This window comes from Paenibacillus sp. CAA11 (assembly GCF_003060825.1).
In the GTDB taxonomy this organism is placed as follows: domain Bacteria; phylum Bacillota; class Bacilli; order Paenibacillales; family Paenibacillaceae; genus Fontibacillus.
Genome location: NZ_CP028922.1, coordinates 3,485,354 through 3,506,915, shown reverse-complemented (window position 1 = coordinate 3,506,915; position 21,562 = coordinate 3,485,354). Strand labels below are relative to the sequence as shown.

The 21,562-nt window shown below is 48.9% G+C and carries 17 protein-coding genes and 1 riboswitch; of the genes, 14 read left to right on the top strand and 3 right to left on the bottom strand.

Features of this window, described 5'->3' with window-relative positions; genetic code table 11:
* The first annotated feature begins 359 nt into the window (after positions 1-359).
* From DCC85_RS16400 to DCC85_RS16390, 3 genes are all read left to right on the top strand, one after another.
* Positions 360-662, top strand: a complete 303-nt coding sequence (locus DCC85_RS16400; RefSeq protein ID WP_108466545.1) for a hypothetical protein — start codon at positions 360-362, stop codon at positions 660-662.
* A gap of 257 nt (positions 663-919) precedes the next feature.
* A riboswitch (cyclic di-GMP riboswitch) is annotated at positions 920-1,010 on the top strand.
* A 95-nt stretch (positions 1,011-1,105) separates the two neighbouring features.
* Entirely contained in the window at positions 1,106-3,043 is a 1,938-nt protein-coding gene (locus tag DCC85_RS16395; protein ID WP_159081910.1) for an AMP-binding protein, read from the top strand.
* A 39-nt stretch (positions 3,044-3,082) separates the two neighbouring features.
* A complete protein-coding gene (locus DCC85_RS16390) occupies positions 3,083-3,445 on the top strand; it encodes a hypothetical protein (RefSeq protein WP_108466543.1) in 363 nt (120 codons plus the stop codon).
* A 1-nt stretch (position 3,446) separates the two neighbouring features.
* Here DCC85_RS16390 and DCC85_RS16385 read toward each other — a convergent pair whose 3' ends face one another.
* The 3 genes from DCC85_RS16385 to fdhF all read right to left on the bottom strand — a co-directional run bounded on the left by DCC85_RS16385 (position 3,447) and on the right by fdhF (position 8,420).
* Positions 3,447-4,706, bottom strand: coding sequence for a helix-turn-helix domain-containing protein (locus DCC85_RS16385; RefSeq protein WP_159081909.1), 1,260 nt, complete (start codon positions 4,704-4,706; stop codon positions 3,447-3,449).
* Between the two features lie 258 nt (positions 4,707-4,964).
* Positions 4,965-5,462, bottom strand: coding sequence for a helical membrane plugin domain-containing protein (locus DCC85_RS16380; protein WP_108466541.1), 498 nt, complete (start codon positions 5,460-5,462; stop codon positions 4,965-4,967).
* Between the two features lie 21 nt (positions 5,463-5,483).
* On the bottom strand, positions 5,484-8,420 hold the full coding sequence (gene fdhF / locus DCC85_RS16375) for a formate dehydrogenase subunit alpha (RefSeq protein WP_108466540.1): 2,937 nt from the start codon (positions 8,418-8,420) through the stop codon (positions 5,484-5,486).
* Between the two features lie 302 nt (positions 8,421-8,722).
* Here fdhF and DCC85_RS16370 point away from each other — a divergent pair, with 302 nt between their 5' ends.
* The 11 genes from DCC85_RS16370 (at position 8,723) to DCC85_RS16320 (ending at position 21,556) form a co-directional block, all read left to right on the top strand.
* Positions 8,723-9,076 (top strand): Na-translocating system protein MpsC family protein, encoded by a 354-nt coding sequence (locus DCC85_RS16370; RefSeq protein ID WP_442789546.1) that lies wholly within the window; start codon positions 8,723-8,725, stop codon positions 9,074-9,076.
* A gap of 6 nt (positions 9,077-9,082) precedes the next feature.
* On the top strand, positions 9,083-9,886 hold the full coding sequence (fdhD, locus tag DCC85_RS16365) for a formate dehydrogenase accessory sulfurtransferase FdhD (RefSeq protein WP_108466538.1): 804 nt from the start codon (positions 9,083-9,085) through the stop codon (positions 9,884-9,886).
* A 55-nt stretch (positions 9,887-9,941) separates the two neighbouring features.
* Positions 9,942-10,961, top strand: a complete 1,020-nt coding sequence (moaA, locus tag DCC85_RS16360) for a GTP 3',8-cyclase MoaA (protein WP_108466537.1) — start codon at positions 9,942-9,944, stop codon at positions 10,959-10,961.
* Positions 10,962-11,247: 286 nt separating this feature from the next.
* Positions 11,248-12,114, top strand: coding sequence for a formate/nitrite transporter family protein (locus tag DCC85_RS16355; protein ID WP_108466536.1), 867 nt, complete (start codon positions 11,248-11,250; stop codon positions 12,112-12,114).
* A gap of 269 nt (positions 12,115-12,383) precedes the next feature.
* On the top strand, positions 12,384-13,340 hold the full coding sequence (locus DCC85_RS16350; RefSeq protein WP_108466535.1) for a 3'-5' exoribonuclease YhaM family protein: 957 nt from the start codon (positions 12,384-12,386) through the stop codon (positions 13,338-13,340).
* A gap of 249 nt (positions 13,341-13,589) precedes the next feature.
* Positions 13,590-15,890 (top strand): glycosyltransferase, encoded by a 2,301-nt coding sequence (locus tag DCC85_RS16345; RefSeq protein WP_108466534.1) that lies wholly within the window; start codon positions 13,590-13,592, stop codon positions 15,888-15,890.
* A gap of 13 nt (positions 15,891-15,903) precedes the next feature.
* Positions 15,904-17,034 carry a hypothetical protein gene (locus DCC85_RS16340; RefSeq protein ID WP_108466533.1) on the top strand — a complete coding sequence of 377 codons (1,131 nt, stop codon included), beginning with the start codon at positions 15,904-15,906 and terminating at the stop codon, positions 17,032-17,034.
* Between the two features lie 49 nt (positions 17,035-17,083).
* Positions 17,084-18,505 (top strand): MBOAT family O-acyltransferase, encoded by a 1,422-nt coding sequence (locus tag DCC85_RS16335; protein ID WP_108466532.1) that lies wholly within the window; start codon positions 17,084-17,086, stop codon positions 18,503-18,505.
* 17 nt (positions 18,506-18,522) lie between these two features.
* Positions 18,523-19,731: an alginate O-acetyltransferase AlgX-related protein gene (locus tag DCC85_RS16330; RefSeq protein ID WP_108466531.1), complete on the top strand. Its 1,209-nt coding sequence runs from the start codon at positions 18,523-18,525 to the stop codon at positions 19,729-19,731.
* 312 nt (positions 19,732-20,043) lie between these two features.
* A complete protein-coding gene (locus DCC85_RS16325; protein ID WP_159081908.1) occupies positions 20,044-20,355 on the top strand; it encodes a WXG100 family type VII secretion target in 312 nt (103 codons plus the stop codon).
* A 31-nt stretch (positions 20,356-20,386) separates the two neighbouring features.
* Positions 20,387-21,556, top strand: a complete 1,170-nt coding sequence (locus DCC85_RS16320; protein ID WP_108466529.1) for a hypothetical protein — start codon at positions 20,387-20,389, stop codon at positions 21,554-21,556.
* The last annotated feature ends 6 nt before the right edge of the window (positions 21,557-21,562 follow it).

Sequence of the window (21,562 nt, the reverse complement as noted above, 5' to 3'; positions counted from 1 at the left end):
TCAAATTAAGGCTTTCGCCATATTCATTCTCTGGATCGAAATCAAGTGTCCACGAAATATTGTACAGCATCCCCCTGGTAAGAAACATAACTACCCTTCTGAATTCTGCAACCCTTCCTCATGAAAGCGCTCAACAAAATTCGGCGTACTTCCCAAAAACCATCGCTCATCTTCTCGAATCAGCTCTTTACGCTTCGTTTGAGCTTGCATTTGCAAATAGGTCTCATTTATAAAAAATTTCATAAAACAATAATTTTCTAATTGCAATATAAATTATTACATATTAAAATGAATTTGTTGAAAATTTCGTGAAATTTTTCAGATTGTAAATTTACAATTTATTATAGAGGTGATCTGTTATGGCAACATTAGCAAAAGTTCAGGATTTGAAGCAGTCTCTTTCGAAGGAGCATCACACGCTCACTCATTTTGTTGAACACGCACTTGCTTCGATTGAGAACCTGGTGGAAGAGCATCGGGAATACAATGCCGCGCAAGCTTTGTACGGAGAGAAGATTAAAGGCTCTGAGGTGACCGTATTTCGTGAGACTGTGGCCAAAGTAAAGGAAGCGCTGCTGCAAACTTTGGAGAAGACTGCGGAAGACCTTAATCATAAAGGCGATAAACATTGGAGCAGCCATTTCAAGGATGGCGTTGAATAATCTGAAGGATAACTTTAATTCATAGATTCATATAACATGAATATAGGCATAGACCGCAGAAATGCGGTCTTTTTTTGCTATACCTAAGATATTTTTCGACATAAAAATACAAAATCCCAGGGGAGTGTATTGTAAAGTAAGCTCATTATGGTAATATAATACATAGATATATTATACTATAGTCATTTTTTGAAATAGTCCGGTAGTCCAAAATATACAATTTATATTTACATAATTGGCAATATTATTATTTATTTATCTATAAAAGGCAAACCCGTCGGAAGGCGGTGACGCAAAGCTTTAGGGGCTTACATGCAAAATTGTTGCATCAGCCAGCCAGCTGCCGAGTCCTTGGGCGTAACCATGTTTGTAACTCTCCTTGGCGGCGGGTTATTTTTTTTATGTTAATGTGAAGAACGGCAATGCGAGAATGGGGGGATCCTATGTCTCCGGGAAATATAATTGAGGCTGACAAGCCGTTAAATAATTTGGAATATTGGAGGCACCGTCTTCAAAGCACAGAGACCCAGGATAGCCTTGTAAATGATCTTCCAGTGCCAGCTTTATCATCAGATCCAGGCTATGAAATAACCGAAGGCTCGATAATTAAGGCCTATTCGCTCGGCGGGCAGCGCCTGCTGGCCATGTCAGCAGAACACCGTTTGGCAGCATGCTGCACGGCTTTGGGTCTTGTGCTTCAGCGTTACTACGGAAGCCATGCCGTGTGGCTGGCAGCCATCACCACTCAGCCTGATCAAGTGATCCCACTGGAGCTTCAATTCGGCTTGAACTGGCCGCTGGGGTTTGCCTTCGAGCAGATGAAGGACAGCATAGATCAGGAAGGCCAGCGAGCTATAGCACCGCAGGAATTTGTTAATTTGTCCGCTTCTCTTGGAAAGGACTTGCCGATTCGGGCTGCCCTAGGACTCAAACTAACGAAGTCAACGAAGGAGAGAGTCCAAGAGTCAGGATGTGAGCTTCTGCTTAATGTCAAATTCGCCGAAGGTGGAATTCAAGTAGAAGCCTTGTTCCGAAGCGATCGCTATCACCGGGTTATGGTGGACCGGCTGATCTGCCATTTGGATCATATGCTGGAGGCTGGTCTTCAAACTCCGATGACGCCGATTAGCGCTGTTGAGATGTTAACTTCCGAGGAGAAGCGGCAGCTTGACACCAAATTCAGTGCCTCATCTCCGCCGGAGCTGCCGGGGGCGACGCTGCTTACTTTATTGAATGATCAGGCTGAGCAGACGCCGGGGCATTCTGCTGTCGTTCATGGGACAGAGAAGCTGACATACACTCAGTTAGACCATGCCGTAAAACGCTTAGCAGAAGTGATCACCGGGTATGGGATCGGCAGAGGTGATCTCGTTGCACTTCAGGTTATACCTCATCTGCTTCTGCTGCCCCTTATGTTAGGGATACTGGCCGCCGGGGCCGCTTATATTCCCATCCCACTGTCATTCACTGCGAAGCAGGCGCAGCATGTGATTAAGAATAGCAGAGCTAAGCTTCTGCTGCTCCTAAAGCCTGATGACCGCTTAGAGGCGACTCAGATTCCAACCCTTCATGCAGCGGAGGCTCTACAGAAGCCGGCTGCTGTTTGTGCTCCTGCTAAAAGCCCGGCCGCTTTTGACAGAGCCTGTGTGCTGTACAGTTTCGATACAGAGGGGGTGGCGAAAAGGAGGGTTTATGATCATCGTACGCTGGTCCAGCTTGCTTCCTGGCATCGGCAGCATTTTGAACTGAGTCCCGATGACCGTGGGGTAATTGTTGAGCAGTGGGAGACAGGCATTCCTAGCTGGAGCTACCCCGCTTATTTGGCCTCAGGGGCAACCCTTCATATCGTGTCTGAAGAACTGGCGAAGGATGCAGAAGGGCTGTATCATTATTTTGATGAACATGCAATCACCTGTACTTTGATTCCCCCGGAGCTCAGCATTCCTATCATGAAGTTAGAGAATCGCTCGCTTCGTGCACTGCTTACCTGGGGACTATGCGGCAGCTTGCCGGGCAGCCTGCCTCCGTATAGAGTGTATGCTGGCTACAGCCTGGCGCAGAGCGGAGGGATCGCAGGCATACAGCTGATATCCAGGGAAGAGGAGCGCTTCCCGCGCATCAAGCCTATTGCAGGTGTGCAGTGGGCCATTCTGGATTCATGCGGCCACCTACAGCCTGCCTTCATTCCGGGAGAATTAATGATCCTAGGTAAGGAATTCGAATGGGAAGACGAAGACAAGGAGAGGGAGGCAGATACAGATGTTTTTATGAATGATCCCTGGAATTGGAGACCTCAGAGAAAGAGTTACAGAACAGGCAGGCAGGCCCGCTGGCTGCCGGATGGAACGGTCCAGCTGCTAAGGACAAGAGACCGCAAATAGAAAGATCTAGCATCAAGTTGTTACAGGAGGACAAGTACAATGTTTGAGATTACATACAATGAACAGAGCAACCAGATTACTTGCGCAATCCGAAGCATCACCATGGAAGAAGTAATTCATTACATAGAGTATTATAAACAAGCCGTTCAGCAGGCCAAGCCCGGGTTTATCGTGCTGGGTGATTTAAGCTTAAGCCGTAGATTTCCCCAACAAGTTGCTGTAGCCTTGGCATCATTGGGGCCCATCAGCCAAGAGCATGGCATTGCGAAGTGGGCATTTTACGCCCCTTCAGTGACATTAAGAATACAGATGAAGCAGATGTTTGGCAGTATGGCAGCGTCCTTTGACAGCTTAGAGGAGGCGCAAGCCTATCTCACCGCTCCTGTGAAGACGATAAGATAGCTTAGCTAGTGGCCGGCTCGTTATGCGCGGCGTTACGGTATTGTCCTGGCGTGACGCCTGTCATCGCCTTAAAGGTCTTGGTGAAATAGCTCTGATCGTTAAAGTTTAGCATCAAGCAAATTTTGGATAGTGGATAATCCGATAATTTTAACAGCTTCTTGGCTTCCTCAATCCGTTCCTGTCTTATGTACTGGTTGATTCCTATACCGACCTCTCGTTTGAACAAACGTGATAAATAACCGGGATGAAGGCCTGATGCTTCTCCAAGCTGCTCCAGCGTAATCGGCTGGTAGATATGGTTGAAAATATACCTTCTGCATATCGTGACGGGCTTGCTGTACTGCAGCTCCTTGATCTCCTGAACTTTGCCTGTAAAGTCAGATAAGGCATGGTCTAGCAGGGTATAGATCTCTTCAGCCGTATGCAGCTCCTCAAGCTCTTGAATATACAGATCACTTAATGGAAAGGCGACCTCTTGATGAAGCCCGCCCTCAATACTCGCCCGCGTGTAAAGTGTAATAGAACAAATGCCGACATTCTTCAGATGCCGCAGGTGGCTCTTCTGGGAAAGTATGCCGATCCCCTCATGCTGTCGGTGCAGCTCTGCAAATTGCATCAGCTCATCCTTACGCCCTTCCCGAATACACTGTAACACCTGCTGTTCAAGTAAGTAGTTATGCTGCTGTGGCGGGTTCTGATAACTCTTATTCAAATGGTTATTTAGCCTGTCCTTCACTTTTATGGCGTGGGAGTTGTCCTTCTCCATATGCTCTATCAACTCTTTCATATCAAGCTGCTTTCGGTAAATGGAGTAATAGAGGAGTATTCCTATCTGAAGAAGCTTGGTGCCGCTATAAATCGGAATATTTCTGTAATATTCCAATAGCTCTTTTCTGCGCTCCTGGGGAATCCGATGATCATACATTAGGCCGTCAACGACCTGATCTGTGAGAACAGCCTCCAGGACTGGGCCGATGATTAAATGCCCGAAATTCCACTCAAACTGGACGATCGGAATAATAAGAAAGTTTTCGAGATAAGGGGTTGATACCCACTGCGGATAGGGTGATGGGGCTATTTGGCTAAGATAAGGGTGCAAAAGCTCCTGCCAGTTTTTTTTCAATGGGTGGGCAGGCAAGTCTTTCACTGTGCTGGAAAGAAGCTTTCCTTGTTCATCTGACTTGAAAATGTTCACTTCAAAGCTGTCAGTAATCATTTTGCAAATGATGTCCGATTCTTCAAACTGGGGTAATGCACTCATGGGGCGAAGCGTCCTTTCTATATCTGCATCTATGAAATACTCTTGATTTTCGATATGGTTATATAATACAATTTTTGTTCGCTTTATACCATATTTTTGCAAAAAAAAGGTTGCAGTCATAACCAGTTAGATGTAAAGAAGCTGCCACAACGATAGACAAAGGGGCGTTCTCTCTGCAGTATTCCTGCAAAGAGAATGCCCCTTCATGTATGCATCTGAGAAAAGATTGCACATTTTATATTAATAGAAGAAATAGCCTTAAGCGTTCGGTTCATCTTTGTCCTGAAGTCCTCGGCCGAGGCCCTTCAGGAAGTTAAGCCCAAACCCAAGAGCCCGGTTCACATCCGGATCCTTAAGGGACTTCATGAGCGTAAACAATCCGATCTTCTTGGCGCCTCCGGTCGAGGCATTCGCCTCCTGAATGCCTGAAGTCAAGCCATTCATCAGCTTCGATGTCTGGGCCGGATCAATATTCGTGAGAGCCCCGGCTGCAGCCATGCCGTTATTGATTAGGTTAGTAACCTCTTTACGCGAGATTTGTCCCAGCGCAATTTCTGCAATTTTGGCTTTGGCCTTCAGCATGGATTCGGCTGCTTCAAGAATGCCGCTTTGATGCAGCTCATTCAGAATGACCAAGGACTTCTCTAGCGCCTCATTGCTCTCGGCAAGCTGCTGTTTTAGACGCTGAATGGTCTGTTCCTGGCGTTCTTCCTCGGTAATCATCCGCTTTTTGACAAGGGAAATGGGTTTTGCCATCGGTCTGTCTCCTTCCGTGATCTAGTCTACCAGCGATACGAAATCCTGACGGTTCCACTTCCGCTGAACTTCAACCCCGTTCTGCGGGTTGCGCTTCTTATAGCGAGGATTTGTCTGCGGCAGCGGGTTAACGCCCTTCACGTTAAGAATCTGCATGCGCACTTTGGTTTGCTTATAGGCAGGAGTGTGTGTCCGTACATCCACGGCTGATCCGGTAAGCAGGTTGACCGCACTCTCATGACTGTTGGAGTGCATGGGCACATAAACCTCATGTCCGCGCACCCGGTCGGTGACAAGCGCCCGCAGCTTGATCGCACCATAAGGCGATTCCAGCCGGACCAGGGAGCCGTCTTCGACACCTCGTTCTTTCGCTAGCTCAGGAGATACTTCTACGAATACGTCTGGGAACTTGTGGTTAATCCCCTGCGACTTATTCGTCAGGTTGCCTTCATGGAAATGCTCCAGCAGGCGCCCGTTGTTCAGCACGAGATCGAACTCGGCTGGATATTCCACGGGAGGAACGTACTCCACCAGCGAGAAGCGGGCCTTCTTATCCGGGAAGTAGAAGCCGTCCGTATAGAGCAGCGGGGTGCTTTCACCGGATGCGGAGCCCCACAGGAAGCTGCCCCAGTCTTCCAGCATGTCATAGCTGCAGCCAGAGAAGAACGGAGTCAAGCTCGCCATCTCGGCAAAAATCTCAGACGGATGGGTATAGCCCCAATCGAAGCCCATATGCTTGGCGATTTGGGTTGTAATCCACCAGTCCGGCTTGGATTCGCCAAGCGGTTCGAATACCTGGTAGAGGCGCTGAACCCGGCGTTCTGTATTCGAGAAGGTTCCTTCTTTCTCGAGCGAAGGCGCCGCAGGAAGAATGACGTCCGCAAATTGCGCAGTCGTGGACAGGAAGACATCCTGAACGACGAAGAAATCCAGCTTGCTGAGCACTTCATGCACATGGTTGGCATTGGAGTCAACCCAAGCCATATCTTCGCCAACGAGGTACATGGCTTTCATCTCGCCAAGCTCGATATCATCGAGCATGCGGATGTTGTCTTTGCCCGGCACGGGAGAAATCAGCGTGCCATAGGCTTCCTCAAACCGCTTGCGCGCTTCATCATCCGATACATGCTGATAGCCCGGCAGCCATGGCGGCAGTGTGCCCATATCGCAGGCGCCCTGTACATTGTTATGTCCGCGGAGCGGATAAGCGCCAGCGCCAGGACGCATATAGTTGCCTGTAGCCAGCAGAAGATTAGAGATTGCCGCAGAGGTGTGAGAGCCGGCGATATTCTGGGTAACGCCCATCCCCCAACAGATAGCGGTTCCGTCCGCATCACGGATCATCTCGGCAATCGAGATCAGCTCCGCGCGGGAGAGACCAGTCTCCTGCTCAGCAAATTCAAGGGTGTATTTCTCTAAGACTTTCTCGTATTCTGCGAAGAAGTTGACATGATCGGTAATGAAGCTTGCATCATGCCAGCCTTGATCGATCATGTATTTGGTCACGGCGGTCAGCCATACAAAGTCGGTTCCCTGCTTTGGACGAATGAACAGATCGGAGCGCTCCGCCATCTCATGCTTGCGCAGGTCGGCAACGATCAGCTTCTGGCCGTGCAGCTTGTGAGCCCGCTTGATGCGGGTAGCCAGCACGGGATGTCCTTCGGCTGGGGCGCAGCCAACCAGAATAACGAGTCCGGCTGATGCGATATCCTTGATCGTGCCCGAGTCGCCGCCAATGCCGACGGTTGACATTAATCCGTCTGAAGCCGGGGACTGGCAGTAGCGGGAGCAGTTATCGATGTTGTTCGTCTCGAAGACCTGACGGGCCAGCTTCTGGATGACATAATTCTCTTCGTTGGTAATCTTGGAAGAAGAGATGAAGCCGATCTTGTCAGAGCCGTACTCTTTCTTGATCGAGCCTAGGCGCTCCGCCACTAGGGATAGAGCTTCGTCCCAGGTAGCTTCAACAAATGCATCTCCCTGACGGATCAGCGGGGTAGTCAGGCGCTGGTCGCTGTTCACAAAGTCCCATCCGAATTTTCCTTTCACACAGGTAGAGATGGCATTGACCGGTGCATCATGAGAAGGCTGAACCTTGAGAATCTTGCGTCCCTTGGTCCAGACCTCGAAGGAGCAGCCTACCCCGCAGAAGGTGCAGACCGTCTTGGTCTTACGCGTACGAGTGTCCCGCATTGCAGCTTCGATCTCAGAGATAGCGAACACTCCGCTATAGCCAGGCTCAACAGCCTTAACGATGTCGATCATCGGCTCCAGCACTTCCTCGCCCACACCGGACATGAAGCCGGCTTCGCCGAGCATGGATTTCTCCATCAGTGCGTTGCACGGACAAATCGTGACACACTGGCCGCAGCTTACACAGGACGAATCATTAATCGCGGAGCCCTGATCCCAAATCACACGGGGGATATCGGCCTCCCAATCTATGGAAAGGGTTTCATTAACTTGGAGGTTCTGACAAACCTCTACGCATTGTCCGCAGGCAATACATTGATTCGGATCATAGCGATAGAAGGGATGTGACATATCTACTTCCGCTGGCGATACCTTTGGGCGGTATGGATATTTCTGGTGCTCAATCTCCATCATTTCCACGGTATTATGCAGTTTACAGTTACCGTTGTTATTGTCACACACGGTACAGTACAGCATGTGATTCTCCAGCAGCCGATCCATGCCTTCTGTCTGTGCGGCTTTGGCGGCTTCTGAATTTGTGCTGATCCTCATACCTTCTGCTGCGGGGGTGGAACAGGCCCGCTTCAGCTGCCCATTAATCTCCACGATACAGGTATCACAGGTCTGAATCGGGTCGACTTCCGGCACATGGCAGATCTGTGGATGGGCGATCTCCGCCAGGTTAATAACTTCCAGTACGGACATCCCCTGCTTCGCCTCGTAGTTCTCCCCGTTGACACTAATCTTGATAGATTGCTCGTTCATACGGATACTCCTTTACTTCTTTTTGCCTCAGTGGCGCTTAACTCTTGTTCGGTTTCGTTTCCCCTGGAAAAAAAGTCATAAAAAAACTCCACCTCAAATGTACAGCCCGAAGTCTCGGACCGTATATTTAAAGTGGAGTAATTCATTAGCAATGACCTACTAACGGATCAATCCAATAATATATGACAATTTTATGACTATCAAGATTATACTCCTCTTCGAAAAAAAAACAAGACTGCATCTTTAATGGTAAGACGCCTAAAATGGAGTTTGATTAAATACGGGAGTTATCCCTTGGAGGGATTCATTTGAAGAAAGAGGCCGCTTTCAATGAGATTGTAAGGAAGGTTCGGAAGGATACCTTTGGCAAAGGACCTGAGCGAATCCATACGACTTTTGTTGAGAATATGGCGATCACGAAGATGTACGGCAACTTTACCCCGACGGAGAAGTTTATAGCTAATACGCCGGAAGGGATTCAGATGGTGCACAATGCAAGAACACACATGATCAAGAAGCTGTACGACAATCATGTTCCTGACGGGATGGAGGAGCTGTGCGGCTCTAAGCTGGTTCATTTGTTCACGGATATTAAAGTGGATGAGGATGTTGCCATCTCGGTTTTTATTTTCGAAAAAAATATTGAGCAAGGATGAGAAGCCATGAAAATGCAGCGCGCCAATCATGTAGTGCGCTATCAGCGTGGGCGAATTACGCATGAAGAGGATCTGATCGTAACGGAACACCCGGTTACCTTGAAGGTCAACGGGGAGGAACTAGCTACTTTGGTATGCTCTCCCGAATATATCGAAGACATGGCTATCGGGTATTTAGCATCCGAAGGAATGATCAAGGAGTATGCCGATATCCAGGAGCTGTGGGTGCAGGAGGAGGAAGGCTTTGTTCATATTCGGACCGAGCGGTGGAATCCGCTGCATCAGAAAATGTCTGCAAAGCGCTACATTACATCCTGCTGCGGTATGAGCCGCTCCGGATTCGTGTTCTTCAACGATGCGCGAAACGCGAGGATCATGGATGGTGTGAATGTTAAGCTTACCTTCGAGGATTGCTTCCGGCTGATGAATGACGTGTTGATGCATGCTGATTTATTCCGCCGTACAGGGGGCGTGCACAACGCCGCATTATGTGACCATCAGGGCATTCTGCTGGCTCGCTGTGATATCGGGAGGCATAATGCGCTTGACAAAATTTATGGTCACTGCTTAAAGCACGGCCTTGAGCTGAAGGACAAAATTATTGCATTCAGCGGCAGAATCTCCTCTGAAATTCTGCTCAAGGTCGCCAAGATCGGCTGTGAGGTCGTCCTGTCCAAATCGGCGCCAACAGCGCTGGCTCTGGACCTCGCTGATCAGCTCGGCATCACCACCGTAGGCTTTATCCGCAATGACTCTTGTAATGTCTACACTCATCCGGAGCGAATTGCGGATTATGAAGACACGAACTAAGGTGTTGTGTTATTCTAGGGACTACACAATAACAAGCTTCGCTTGGTAGCGAGAAATGGAGAGGGCATCTTTGACAGCATATGATAAACACAGCCGAATCATGCGGGACCTGCGGATCTCGGTAACGGATCGCTGCAATTTCCGCTGCCGTTACTGCATGCCTGCAGAAATTTTTGACGAGAACTATGCGTTTCTTCCGAGGGAGAGTGTACTCACTGCAGAGGAGATTGAGCGCCTGGGGCGGATTTTTGTGAACTTGGGGGTTCGCAAGCTGCGAATTACCGGCGGCGAGCCGTTGCTGCGCAAGGACTTGCCAGAGATTGTGGCAAGGCTTGCCGGGATCGAGGGGGCGGAGGATATTTCGCTGACGACCAATGGAAGTCTGCTGGCTAAGAAAGCAGCGGCTCTTCGGGCTGCAGGTCTGCAGAGAGCGACGATCAGCCTGGATTCACTGGATGAGGAGACCTTCAGGTATATGAACGGAGGGCGATCCGGAGTAAATCCGGTACTTGCCGGGATTGATGCCGCGAAGGAAGCCGGTCTCGTGGTGAAGGTGAACATGGTGGTCCAGAAAGGTGTAAATGACCAGTCCGTCCTGCCCATGGTGGAATATTTCCGCAATAAGGGCATTATTCTGCGGATGGTTGAATATATGGATGTTGGCAATACCAACGGATGGAATCGGCAGCAGGTGGTCAGCAAGCAGGAGCTGCTGGAGCGCATCGGTGCCGTATGGCCGCTAGAGGCGCTTGCGCCGAATTATCCGGGAGAGGTTGCTACGAGGTATCGCTTTACGGACGGAGGGGGAGAAATCGGATTTATTTCGTCCGTGTCTGAGGCTTTCTGTTCTTCTTGTACACGTGCGCGCCTGTCCGCTGAAGGGAAGCTCTATACTTGTCTGTTCGCTTCAGAAGGACATGATCTGCGGGAACTGCTTCGCTGTGGCGGCAGTGATCTGGAATTGGCCGAGCGGGTTCGCGGGATTTGGGAGATGCGGCATGACCGCTATTCTCTGGAGCGCGGAATGGGCCACGGCAGCGGAGCCAAGGTAGAAATGTCACATATCGGCGGATAAAATTTCAAATTTAATTCGTTCACAATATTGACAAAAATAACACGCTGGAATAATCTTAACATGCAGCAGACAAAAGTCTGGTTTGAAGCAAATTCAAGTTATTGTCTTTGCTTTAAACAATAAAAACCAATCGTTGATTGATTCCCCTATAGGTTGCTGTAGGGAGGTTAACCGGCATGGAAGCAGCTCGATTTGCACTGCGGAATTTAATTTCCACTTAGGCAAAGGGCCAGCTTTATGGTGGTTTTTTTGTGCTGTCATTTTAATGATAATCTGGAGGTTATTTATGTCTTTTCATCCACCACAACAAATTATGCAGATCACCGCTGAGGCGGGGGTGAAGAAGGCGAAGCTGCCTTGGAGCGCACTGTTGATCCTTGGTTTTTTCGGCGGAGCGTTCATCTCTTTAGGATTCCTTCTGGATATCCGAGTTATTGGAACCGCTCCCAAAGATTGGGGGTCCATTACTGGGTTCATAGGAGCTTCGGTGTTTCCTATTGGGCTTGTGCTGACTGTGCTGGCCGGAGGGGAACTACTGACAGGCAATATGATGACGATGTCACTGGCATGGTTTGCTCGTAAAATCCGGTTTGTTGATGTACTGAAGAACTGGATTATTGTTCTTGCAATGAATTTTGTGGGCGCAATTTTTGTAGCTTATTTCTTTGGCCACATTGTTGGCCTGACCGAAGGGGATTATTTGGCCAAGACCCTCGCCATTGCCCATGCCAAGGTTCATGAAGGCTTTACAGAGGCGTTCATTTCGGCAATTGGCTGTAACTGGCTCGTCTGTCTGGCGATCTGGTTGGCTAATGGCAGCAAAGATTCCGTAGGCAAGTTTGCCGGGATCTGGTTCCCTGTTATGGCATTTGTTGCGATTGGTTTTCAGCACGTCGTGGCGAATATGTTTGTAATTCCGGCTGCTATTTTTGCAGGGGAGCTGAATTGGGGAGATTATTTCACAAATTTTGTGCCTGTACTGCTGGGCAATCTTGTGGGCGGAGCAGTCTTTGTGTCCCTTGCTTACTTTGGCGCATACCGCCGCCGTCAAGTTGCAGCCGATGCTCCCAATGAAGCTTCGGCATCAGGACGTGCTTCTGCCGGAAATGGCGGACGCCAGACCCTGGCTGCTGAATCATCTCATAAGGGATAAGCAGGTGCAAAAGCTGCCGCCCGGTTTTTTTTCGGCGTGGTATAAAATGATGAGCTAAAGGCTCCAGCCTTCAACGACACTGAGGAGGGACGGGCTTTAGGACCGTAGGGTAGATCTCATCGCTTCCGGGCAGAACGAATGCTAACGCAAGGCCAGGGCCGATGGACCCTGGCCTTTTGGTATATGCAGGCAAGTTCATTGTAGAAGGTACGTTCTTTTTCAAAAGATGCTAGTATAATAGAAGTATCATTTATAGGAGGAACAAAGCTTTGACACTGATTAAGGAATTAAAAAGCCAGGATGAGTTCGTCGGCTTCTATCTGATCAAAGAGCTCGAAATTAAACAGACCAATGCAACACCTCCCAAGGACTACCTTGATCTTGTATTATGTGATGCCAGCGGGCAGCTGACAGCCAAGCTGTGGGATGCTTCGTCTACCGATAAAGAAAGCTTCTTCCCCATGGGACTGGTCAAGGTTCGGGGGATTGTACAGACATACCGGGAACGGCTGCAGATCAAGATCATTCAGATGCGTCCTGCGAGTGATGGAGACGGGGTTCGTCTTACCGATTTTGTAAGATCTGCTCCAATTGGCCCGGATGAACTGATCCACGCAATCCAGCGGGTGATTGACAGCATTGCCGATGAGGAAATCCGCTCGCTCGTCAATTTTTGCGTAACCAAGGTGGAGGACAAACTGACCCATTACCCGGCTGCAAAAACACACCATCATGCCTATTTTGCCGGCCTGGCCTACCATATGGTGCGCATGCTAGAGCTTGGTGAATTTCTGTGCAAGCAGCGGCCGTTCCTGAATGCCGATCTGCTCAAGGCAGGCATCGTGCTTCATGATATTGCCAAGCCCGAAGAGATGATCGCCCAGCTTGGCATCGTGTCCGAATACAGCGTTCCTGGCAAGCTGATCGGCCATATCGCTATGGCTTCAAGCTGGATTACCGAAGCGGCCGTCCGTCTGAATCTTGAACCGGATTCGCCTAAAGTCATGGCCTTGCAGCATTTGGTATTGTCACATCACAACCTGGGGGAATGGGGCAGCCCGGTTCAACCGCAAACCGCAGAGGCGGTAGCTCTGCACCATATTGATGCGATGGATGCTAAGCTGCAGATGGTAGAAGATGCCCTGAATACGACGCCGGATACGGAGGCGTGGACGCCGTTCATCCGCGGGCTGGAGAACAAGGCGATTTACCGGATGAAGGTCTAAACTTAAAACAGAACAGTTATTATTCAGGTCAGTCAAGCCTATTTCATAGGATGGCTGACTTTTTTGTAACTTTACAATAAAGAGGTTCTATTATAATCTAAAAGTACTATGGAAATGAAAGGCTAATGATTATTTTCATCATGGACATATGGGTGCCCGCGGCATTTATATGTCTTTTTGCTTGTTTTTCTTAGGCTTGTTCAGAAATTGTTCAGTGCTTAAGTATAATATGGAAATAGTCATATAGTCATGGGTTATAAACCGGCTGAAAGAGAGGTTGGATATGATTTGAATTTTACAAGAACACGCAATAAGATCCTGGTTGCAGCCACGATCCTATCATCCTTAGCTTACATCTATTGGAGGATCGTCTACACGCTGCCGTTCGGCCATGGCCTGGTAGCAACGATCGCCGGCCTTGCGCTGCTCATCGTAGAGCTGATCGGGATGTTCGAGCTCGCGGTTCATTTTTATAATATGACCCGTATTGAGTATCCGGATCGTCCGGCAGTGGATGAATCCAAGTACCCGGATGTCGATGTATTCATCGCCACCTATAACGAGCCTGTATCGCTGCTCTACAAGACGATCAATGGGTGCTTGAATATGGATTATCCCGATAAGTCGAAGGTACATATCTATTTATGCGACGACTCTAATCGGCCTGAGATGAAAGAGCTTGCCGCGCAGATGAACATTAACTATTTAACCCGAACAGACCGCAAGCATGCTAAAGCCGGGAATTTGAACAATGCTCTTAAGCACTCAAGCTCTCCGCTGATCGTGACATTTGATGCGGACATGATTCCACGTCATCAATTTCTCACCTCATGCGTTCCTTATTTTCTAGGGGAAGAGAAGGTAGGTTTTGTTCAGGCGCCGCAGAGCTTCTATAACCCGGACCAATTCCAGTACAACCTGTACTCGGAGAATCGCATTCCGAACGAGCAGGATTATTTCTACCGGGATGTGCAGGTTGGAAGAAATAAGACCAATTCGGTGATTTACGGCGGTACCAATACAATGCTCTCACGTCAGGCGCTTGAGGATATTGGGGGCTTCTTCACAGGAGTGATCACGGAGGATTTCGCTACCGGAATCGAGATTCAGGCCAAAGGCTATACGTGTTATGCCACGAGCGAGGTGCTTGCCTCAGGGCTGGCTCCTTCTGATCTCAAAAGCTTGATCAAGCAGCGGCAAAGATGGGCCAGAGGCTGCATTCAGACAGGCAGAAAGCTGCACATCGCATTTAAGAAGGGGCTGACGCTCGGCCAGAAATTGAATTATATTTCATCCATTACCTACTGGTATTCCGGTATCAAGCGATTGATTTATATTATGTCCCCTATTTTATTTGCGGTATTTAGTGTGCTTGTTGTGAAATGTACGCTTCTTGAGATTCTGGTCTTCTGGCTTCCAATGTATTTGCTAACCAATACTTGTCTTAAGATGCTATCTCATAATATACGAACCACCAAATGGACCAATGTCTATGAGACTATTCTATTCCCGGCCTTGCTTCCGGCTGTCATTCTAGAAACGTTCGGCATTACGCAGAAGAAGTTTGCTGTAACCCGCAAGGACAGAGCGGGGAATGAGCGTAAATATCAGCTCACCCTGCTGATCCCTCACACTATTTTGGCGGTGTTATCGATCATCGGGATCGTCAACTGTGTGAGAATGACGTTTGCCGAAGGTTCGATCGGGTATATTGTCGTCTTGTTCTGGCTGCTGATTAATTTCTACAACATCCTGATGTCGATCTTCTTCATGACGGGCAGAAAGGTGCTTCGAAACTTTGAACGGACCCTCGCATCCGTTGACTGCGAGATATCAGCCCCTGCTGAGGTGATTAAGGCTAAAACCCACGATATTTCCGAAGGCGGGCTGTCTCTGATTCTTGAGTCTCCCAAGTATATTCCGTATGACGAGGAAGTTCACATCCAATTATCTACGGAAAGGGACCGCAGCACGTTTGGGGCAAAGGTGACTCACGTCACCAAAGTAAACGGCGGGTGGAAGTACGCGTTCCAAATTACAGATATCGACGAGGAGCAGCAGAGAAGTCTGCTTCATATCGTCTATGATCGTGAGCCTACCCTTCCACAACATCTGGATCAGGATATCAGCACCTTTGAGGACATTCGTCTGAATTTTGTGAAAAGAGGTCAGACGGAGCTGACATCCAATCGCAAGCTGGCGCGAGTTCCTCTGCAGCATGAGGTGGATTCCAAAGAATGGGGCGCCGTCAAGCTGATGGATTTCAACTATGAATATATTCTTGTTGAACTGCCTTCAGAGCATATCCCTTCAGAGCTTACCTTGCAGCTGGATAACGATCTGGTCTTGGAAACAAGCTTCGCGGAATCCATCCGTTCGAAGCAGGGCGTTCTGTACCGGGTGAACAATTACCGCAGCCTTGCAAAGAGCGGACAGCTTGAAGAGCTTATGAGGCAGTGGTACGGACAATATGTGCTGGAGCAGCAGCAGCGCAGCCGGAGTAAGAATGCTCCGGGCTCGGATGAGTTCAATGAGATGCTGTATGTTTAAACAGGAGGTTAGTATGAGGAAGTATAACCTTTCTAAAGCTGTGATCGCTGCCTTGCTGGCAGCGCTGTTCTTACTAGGGAACGGAACTGAGCTTCGGGCACATGCAGCGGCAGATTTTGATCTAAATATGAACCCGAAGCAGGTCAAGCAGTGGTCTAACGGGCCTAAGGTGACAGTGAATCCGAAAGGGGAGGCGGGGACTGTACAGGTTCACGTCAGTACCCGGCATTTGGCTAAAGGAAGCTATTCAGCGTATGTCTTTGAGAATCGGCAGCGGAATTGGAACAATTATGGGGAGATCAGCTTTAACCTGGCAAATGGATCGGACCAGCCGCTTAAGATGAATGTTGTGGCTACCTTGCAGGATGGAACCGGTCTTACCATACCGATCGGCGGCATGGCCCTGCTGGAGACGGCGGGACAAGAGAGGCTCGAAGCTATTTTTAATACCTATGGCTCCCTGGAGCTGAAGGGACATTTTCAAGGGACGGTTCATGTTCCTTTTGCGAGCTTGCTGCCGCAGGGCCCTTCTGCATCCGAGAGGGAGAATCCAAGCCAGCTGATTGCTGCAATCGCTTCTTGGGGAATTACGACGAGTCTGGAAGAGAAGGCCGAGCAAAGCTTCCGCTTTGGGAATATTCGCGGAATCCCGAAAGCGGAGGCGCGAGCTGACAATGAGATCGCACGCGTTCGCGTAAACGGCGAATTGGAGGTTCAGAAGCCGGTGCAGGGCGAATCTATCGCGGGTTACAGCCCGAAGGGACTTCCGGATAAGCTGACCGCGTCCTTCAGACTGGCCAAGCCTGAGCAGGACGCCAGCCTTACTGCTGACGGAAAGCTGACTCTGAAAGCGGGGGTGACCGCGGGCCAGCTCTCCATGCGGATGGACGTAGGCTCAAGATGGAGCTTCCCCTTTGAGGTGAAGCTGGTTCCTTCGTGGACTCTTAAGCGCACGGAAAAAGACGGGACAAGCCTCTCGCTGCCTACACCGGATAAACTGTCGCCTTTAACACGTGAATCTGATCCCTGGCTTCACGGCGGACTAAAGTCATTTATCCGCATAGGATCGGTACTGAGCTTGGCTCTCGTGCTTATCCTTTATGTGTTCTGGAGACGAAAAAGCCAAGATCGTTCTGGCTTTTAAGCATAGCTCCCGCGATTTTGACATGGCAAGTTAGTAAGGAGGACGCCAATTGCTGTTTTCTAGTGTCGTATTTTTATTTTATTTTCTCCCCGTAGTGCTGGTGCTGTATTATGCACTGCGGTTTTCTCTCATTCTAAAAAACATCATACTGCTGATATTCAGCCTGTTTTTCTATGCATGGGGCGAGCCCTGGTTTGTACTCATTATGCTGGCTTCCATCGTATTCAATTACTTCTTTGCCCTCTGGGTGGACAAATACAGGCAGCGCAAGGCCGCGGCCAAATGGATACTAACCCTGATGTTAATCTTCAATCTGGGCCTGCTGTTTGTATTCAAGTATTTGGCCTTTGCACTCAGCATTGTGAACGAGAATACGCTGTTCCATATTAATGTTCCCAACATTGCGCTACCGTTAGGGATTTCATTCTTTACGTTCCATGCGATTTCTTATGTGATTGATGTATATCGTCAGCAGGGAAAGGTACAGAAAAATCTGTTCTATGTGGCACTGTATATCTCCTTCTTCCCCCAACTGGTGGCGGGTCCGATCCTTCGTTATAAGACGATCGCGGAGCAAATGGTACAGCGCAAGGAGACTTGGCAGAAGTTCTCGGTAGGGTGCTGCCGGTTTATTACAGGCCTCTCGAAAAAGGTACTGCTGTCCAACAGCATGGCCATTGTAGCCGACCACATCTTCAGCATGAGCTCTGACTCCGGGCTTCCGGTAAGTCTGGCTTGGCTGGGTGCAATTGCTTATACGCTGCAAATTTATTTCGATTTCTCCGGGTATTCTGATATGGCCATTGGCCTTGGGCTGATGTTCGGCTTCAAATTTGAAGAGAACTTCAACTACCCTTATATCTCCAAGTCGATCTCGGAATTTTGGCGCAGATGGCATATATCTCTGGGAACATGGTTCAAAGAATATGTCTATTTCCCGCTTGGCGGTTCCCGTGTAGCGAACAAGGATAAAATGATTCGTAACCTGCTGGTTGTATGGGGCCTGACGGGGGTGTGGCATGGTGCGGAATGGACGTTCGTCATTTGGGGGCTGATCAATTTCGCCTTTATTGCACTGGAGAAGGTATTTAATGTAGACAAGACTTCGCGCTTTCGATTGCTTCGCCATGTGTATGCCATGTTCGTGGTGGTCATCGGCTGGGTTATCTTCCGTTCGCCAAGCCTTGTCGATGCTGGCAATTACCTATCCAGCATGTTTGGCCTTCATGGGACGGGATTCTGGAGTGACACTACTTATATGTTCATGAAAGAGTACGCCGTATTCTTCATTCTTGGACTGCTGTTCTCGACCCCTATTGCCAAGAAAATCAATAAGTTTACGGTAGAGGGAGCACGCTTCAGCCGGGTGTTTGAGCTTGTGTACCCGCTCGGCATGATCATGATCTTCCTGGTTTGTGTGGCTTATTTGGTTAAGGGTACATATAATCCGTTTATTTACTTTAATTTCTAGTAGGGGAAGTAGAGCTTATGGACAGACATTTTACCAAGAAGAAGATTACGGCTGCCTTGTTTATCCTCGTTCTGTTTGCCTTGGCGATTCAAAATATAAGGCTGTCCTTTCAGCCAATCAAGGAGACGCTGCAGTCCAGCGATTTTCATTTCTCAGCCCTTAAAGGGACCATTAATAAGCTGGACAGCACGATCAACGATCACTTCTATGAGAAATATGCCTTCATTGAGGGCTATGGTTATCTGCAATCGCTGATGGATAAGAACGAGGAATCGAATTTTGAGGTTGTTAAGGATGCTCAAGGCAAGCTTCAATTCACCTATTTTGCAACCGGGCCGAATCCAACTGGCGATCTTGCCCGTAGGGTGAACGCTCTTAAGGAAGTCCTGCCATCTGGAACCAAGCTCACTTATGTCATGACACCGGATAAGTATGTTCGGGGGTACAGCTCTTTGCCCAAAGGCATTCCTTATAACTATAATAACGAGACTGCCGATCAATTTCTGGCTCAGCTGAAGCAGGATCGTATTGACACTTTAGATTTACGTGAAGGCCTTCTGGAGAGCGGGATTCCTCCCGAGCAGCTCTTCTTCAATACCGATCATCACTGGCATATCCGCACGGCCTTCTGGGGATTTGAGCAGCTGGTCAAGCACATGGACGAGATGTACAAGAAGCCGCTGGACCCGGAACACTTCTATACGGATATCAGCAACTATAATGTGATTACGTATAAGGATGCCTTCATTGGATCACTTGGACGGAAGACAGGCAAATACTATGCCGGGGCTGATGATTTCGATCTGATCTATCCCAAATTCAGAACGAATTACAGCTTCTATTTCAAGACAGGAGAGCTTACGACGAACCTGAGCGGACGGTTTGAGGATGCGCTGCTGACCAGTTATCCGCTGAATTATAAAGGCGATGAATATGGGCTGAACGGCGATAAATATTTTACTTATCTTTATGGGAATCAGGGGCTGGTGCATATTACAAACAAAGACCGGCCGAATGGGCTTAAGGTGATGTTTGTCAAAGATTCGCTGGCTGTGCCGATGATTTCGTTCCTCTCCACGGTATGCTCTGATATATATTTAATCGATCCTCGTTATTATAAGGACGACGTGATGAAGTTTGCAGAACAGACGAAGCTGGACCATGTGTTTGTGTCCATCTCTCCGCAAGACTTAGTCAGTGAATTTTTCCCTTATGGGGGAAAGTAATAACTCGAAAACTGGAACTATACGGATTTACGGATAGAAAAGGCTGCCTTTTTAGCAGGTTATACTGCTAACTTAGGGCGGCTTTTTTTCATATGATCAAGTCTATTACTCATGTCCTAATTGGGGACTATTGTCAAGCTGAAAAATCACTTTTATCTAGTTCACAGGAGCAGAGGTTTGTAGGACATAAGCCGGATTTTACAGTTATACTCCTTGTTTTCAGTGGAGATTTCAAGGGGGATAGGATAGTATATTTGGTAAATCATTGAATTCGTGTTCGGAGTTGAATTAGGGACAGGAGGAATGAAGAGCGTGTATTCCGCAAGTGAGATTAGATCGGCGGCTAGAAGAATATCCGAGGGAGAGGCAGACCTCAAAAGTATGGAGAAGCAGTTTACAGCAGTGGCGCAGGGCACTTCCTCCTGGTGGAAGGGGAAAGCCAGCGAGGCGTTCAAGGAAGATTACTTGGGCAAGACAAGGGGCGAGATGCAGCGCCTGTACGCGGAGATTCGTGAGCTTGAGACAGGACTGAACAGACTTGCCCATGAGGTCCAGGCCGCGGATGACCGCAAGCGGGCTGAAGAGAAGAAGGCACTCCTGCAAAAGCAAAAGAGTAAAAAATAATGCCAGAAGGATGCGGGGAGAACTTTAGACGATGTTAAGCGAAAGGGAGTATTTATGGCTATGTGAGCTGGCTCATACAAATCTGCTGCGTACACAGCGGTCCGCCTCGATCTTGGAGCTGCTGACAATTCTACAGCCGGAGATGGCGGCCAAGGGCTGTCTTGATCTGGCACAAAATATGCGCAGCTCGCAGAGACTTATGAAGTATAAGCTGCTGGAGCTTGTTGAAGGGCCAAGTTACCCGGAGCTGTACCTGTTCCATCATGAGGATGCGAATGTGATGGTTATTGTACTTCAGGATCTACCGGCAGCAAGGCTGCATACGGTGTACGATATGAACAGGGCTGCACAGGACCTCAAGCTTCGTCTTATAGATGGAGCGAGATGCATCTGCACGGGCATGGGGTATAGCGGCTGGCGTGCCGCACAGCTTGCGGATGCTCTTGATATCGAGGCGGTGGTTTTTGGCGCGCCCAGTGTGGAGGAGCTGCCAGGCAAAGCGGTCAACTATGTCTGTGCGGATGATCCTGTCGGAGACGCCACCGCGAAGGTAGCATTCGTCAAACAGCGTGTAGAGGATGATGAGGCAGAGGGACCTTTATCCAATCGGCTGGCGTTCAGCGATGATGGAAGACCGATTCTGTCTGAGCAGAGCGAGTTCTCCCGATTCGTCAGCTGGTTCTACAGCTCAGCCGGAGCTGTGGAGCCGGAAATCTGGAGATATTTTTTTTCGGAGGCGGAAGAAGAGGGGGGCGTACTGCCTGATTTAGGGGTTTATTCGGTCTATTTACATATAGGAGAATTGAGTGAAGGGACGATCTCGCAGTCTATCGAGCATACGATTCGGCACGCCCGACAGCTGCTGGAGGCGAATCGTTGTGAACTGGAGCTTGAGCTGGCGAAAATTACAGACGAGGATTACCAAAAGGCCGTGCCTGCGTGTGCAGAGGCTTATGCCCAGCAGGCGGCAGAGCGCGTTGGTCTTATTTTTGACAGTGTACAGACTATCTTAATGGGAGCGGCTTTGTTCACGCTGGATAGAGAGATGCTCCAAGTAGAGCCTTGGATGGCCGGCTTCGGAAGCCGGATCAGTGAACTGATGGTACAGGAGCAGGAGAAGCTGCAGGAAATCTTGGATTTAGCCATTAGTCGGCATTTGGAACGGCAGCTCTCAGCCCCTGAACTTAGCTTGGAATGGTAGATTTAG

Coding starts and splice junctions, on each gene's coding strand:
- DCC85_RS16380 (WP_108466541.1), bottom strand. CDS start 5,462: ATGGCAAAACCCATTTCCCTTGTCAAAAAGCGGATGATTACCGAGGAA.
- DCC85_RS16340 (WP_108466533.1), top strand. CDS start 15,904: ATGAGGAAGTATAACCTTTCTAAAGCTGTGATCGCTGCCTTGCTGGCA.
- DCC85_RS16385 (WP_159081909.1), bottom strand. CDS start 4,706: ATGAGTGCATTACCCCAGTTTGAAGAATCGGACATCATTTGCAAAATG.
- DCC85_RS16400 (WP_108466545.1), top strand. CDS start 360: ATGGCAACATTAGCAAAAGTTCAGGATTTGAAGCAGTCTCTTTCGAAG.
- DCC85_RS16345 (WP_108466534.1), top strand. CDS start 13,590: ATGGGTTATAAACCGGCTGAAAGAGAGGTTGGATATGATTTGAATTTT.
- DCC85_RS16355 (WP_108466536.1), top strand. CDS start 11,248: ATGTCTTTTCATCCACCACAACAAATTATGCAGATCACCGCTGAGGCG.
- DCC85_RS16395 (WP_159081910.1), top strand. CDS start 1,106: ATGTCTCCGGGAAATATAATTGAGGCTGACAAGCCGTTAAATAATTTG.
- fdhD (WP_108466538.1), top strand. CDS start 9,083: ATGAAAATGCAGCGCGCCAATCATGTAGTGCGCTATCAGCGTGGGCGA.
- DCC85_RS16320 (WP_108466529.1), top strand. CDS start 20,387: ATGTTAAGCGAAAGGGAGTATTTATGGCTATGTGAGCTGGCTCATACA.
- DCC85_RS16330 (WP_108466531.1), top strand. CDS start 18,523: ATGGACAGACATTTTACCAAGAAGAAGATTACGGCTGCCTTGTTTATC.
- moaA (WP_108466537.1), top strand. CDS start 9,942: ATGGAGAGGGCATCTTTGACAGCATATGATAAACACAGCCGAATCATG.
- DCC85_RS16390 (WP_108466543.1), top strand. CDS start 3,083: ATGTTTGAGATTACATACAATGAACAGAGCAACCAGATTACTTGCGCA.
- fdhF (WP_108466540.1), bottom strand. CDS start 8,420: ATGAACGAGCAATCTATCAAGATTAGTGTCAACGGGGAGAACTACGAG.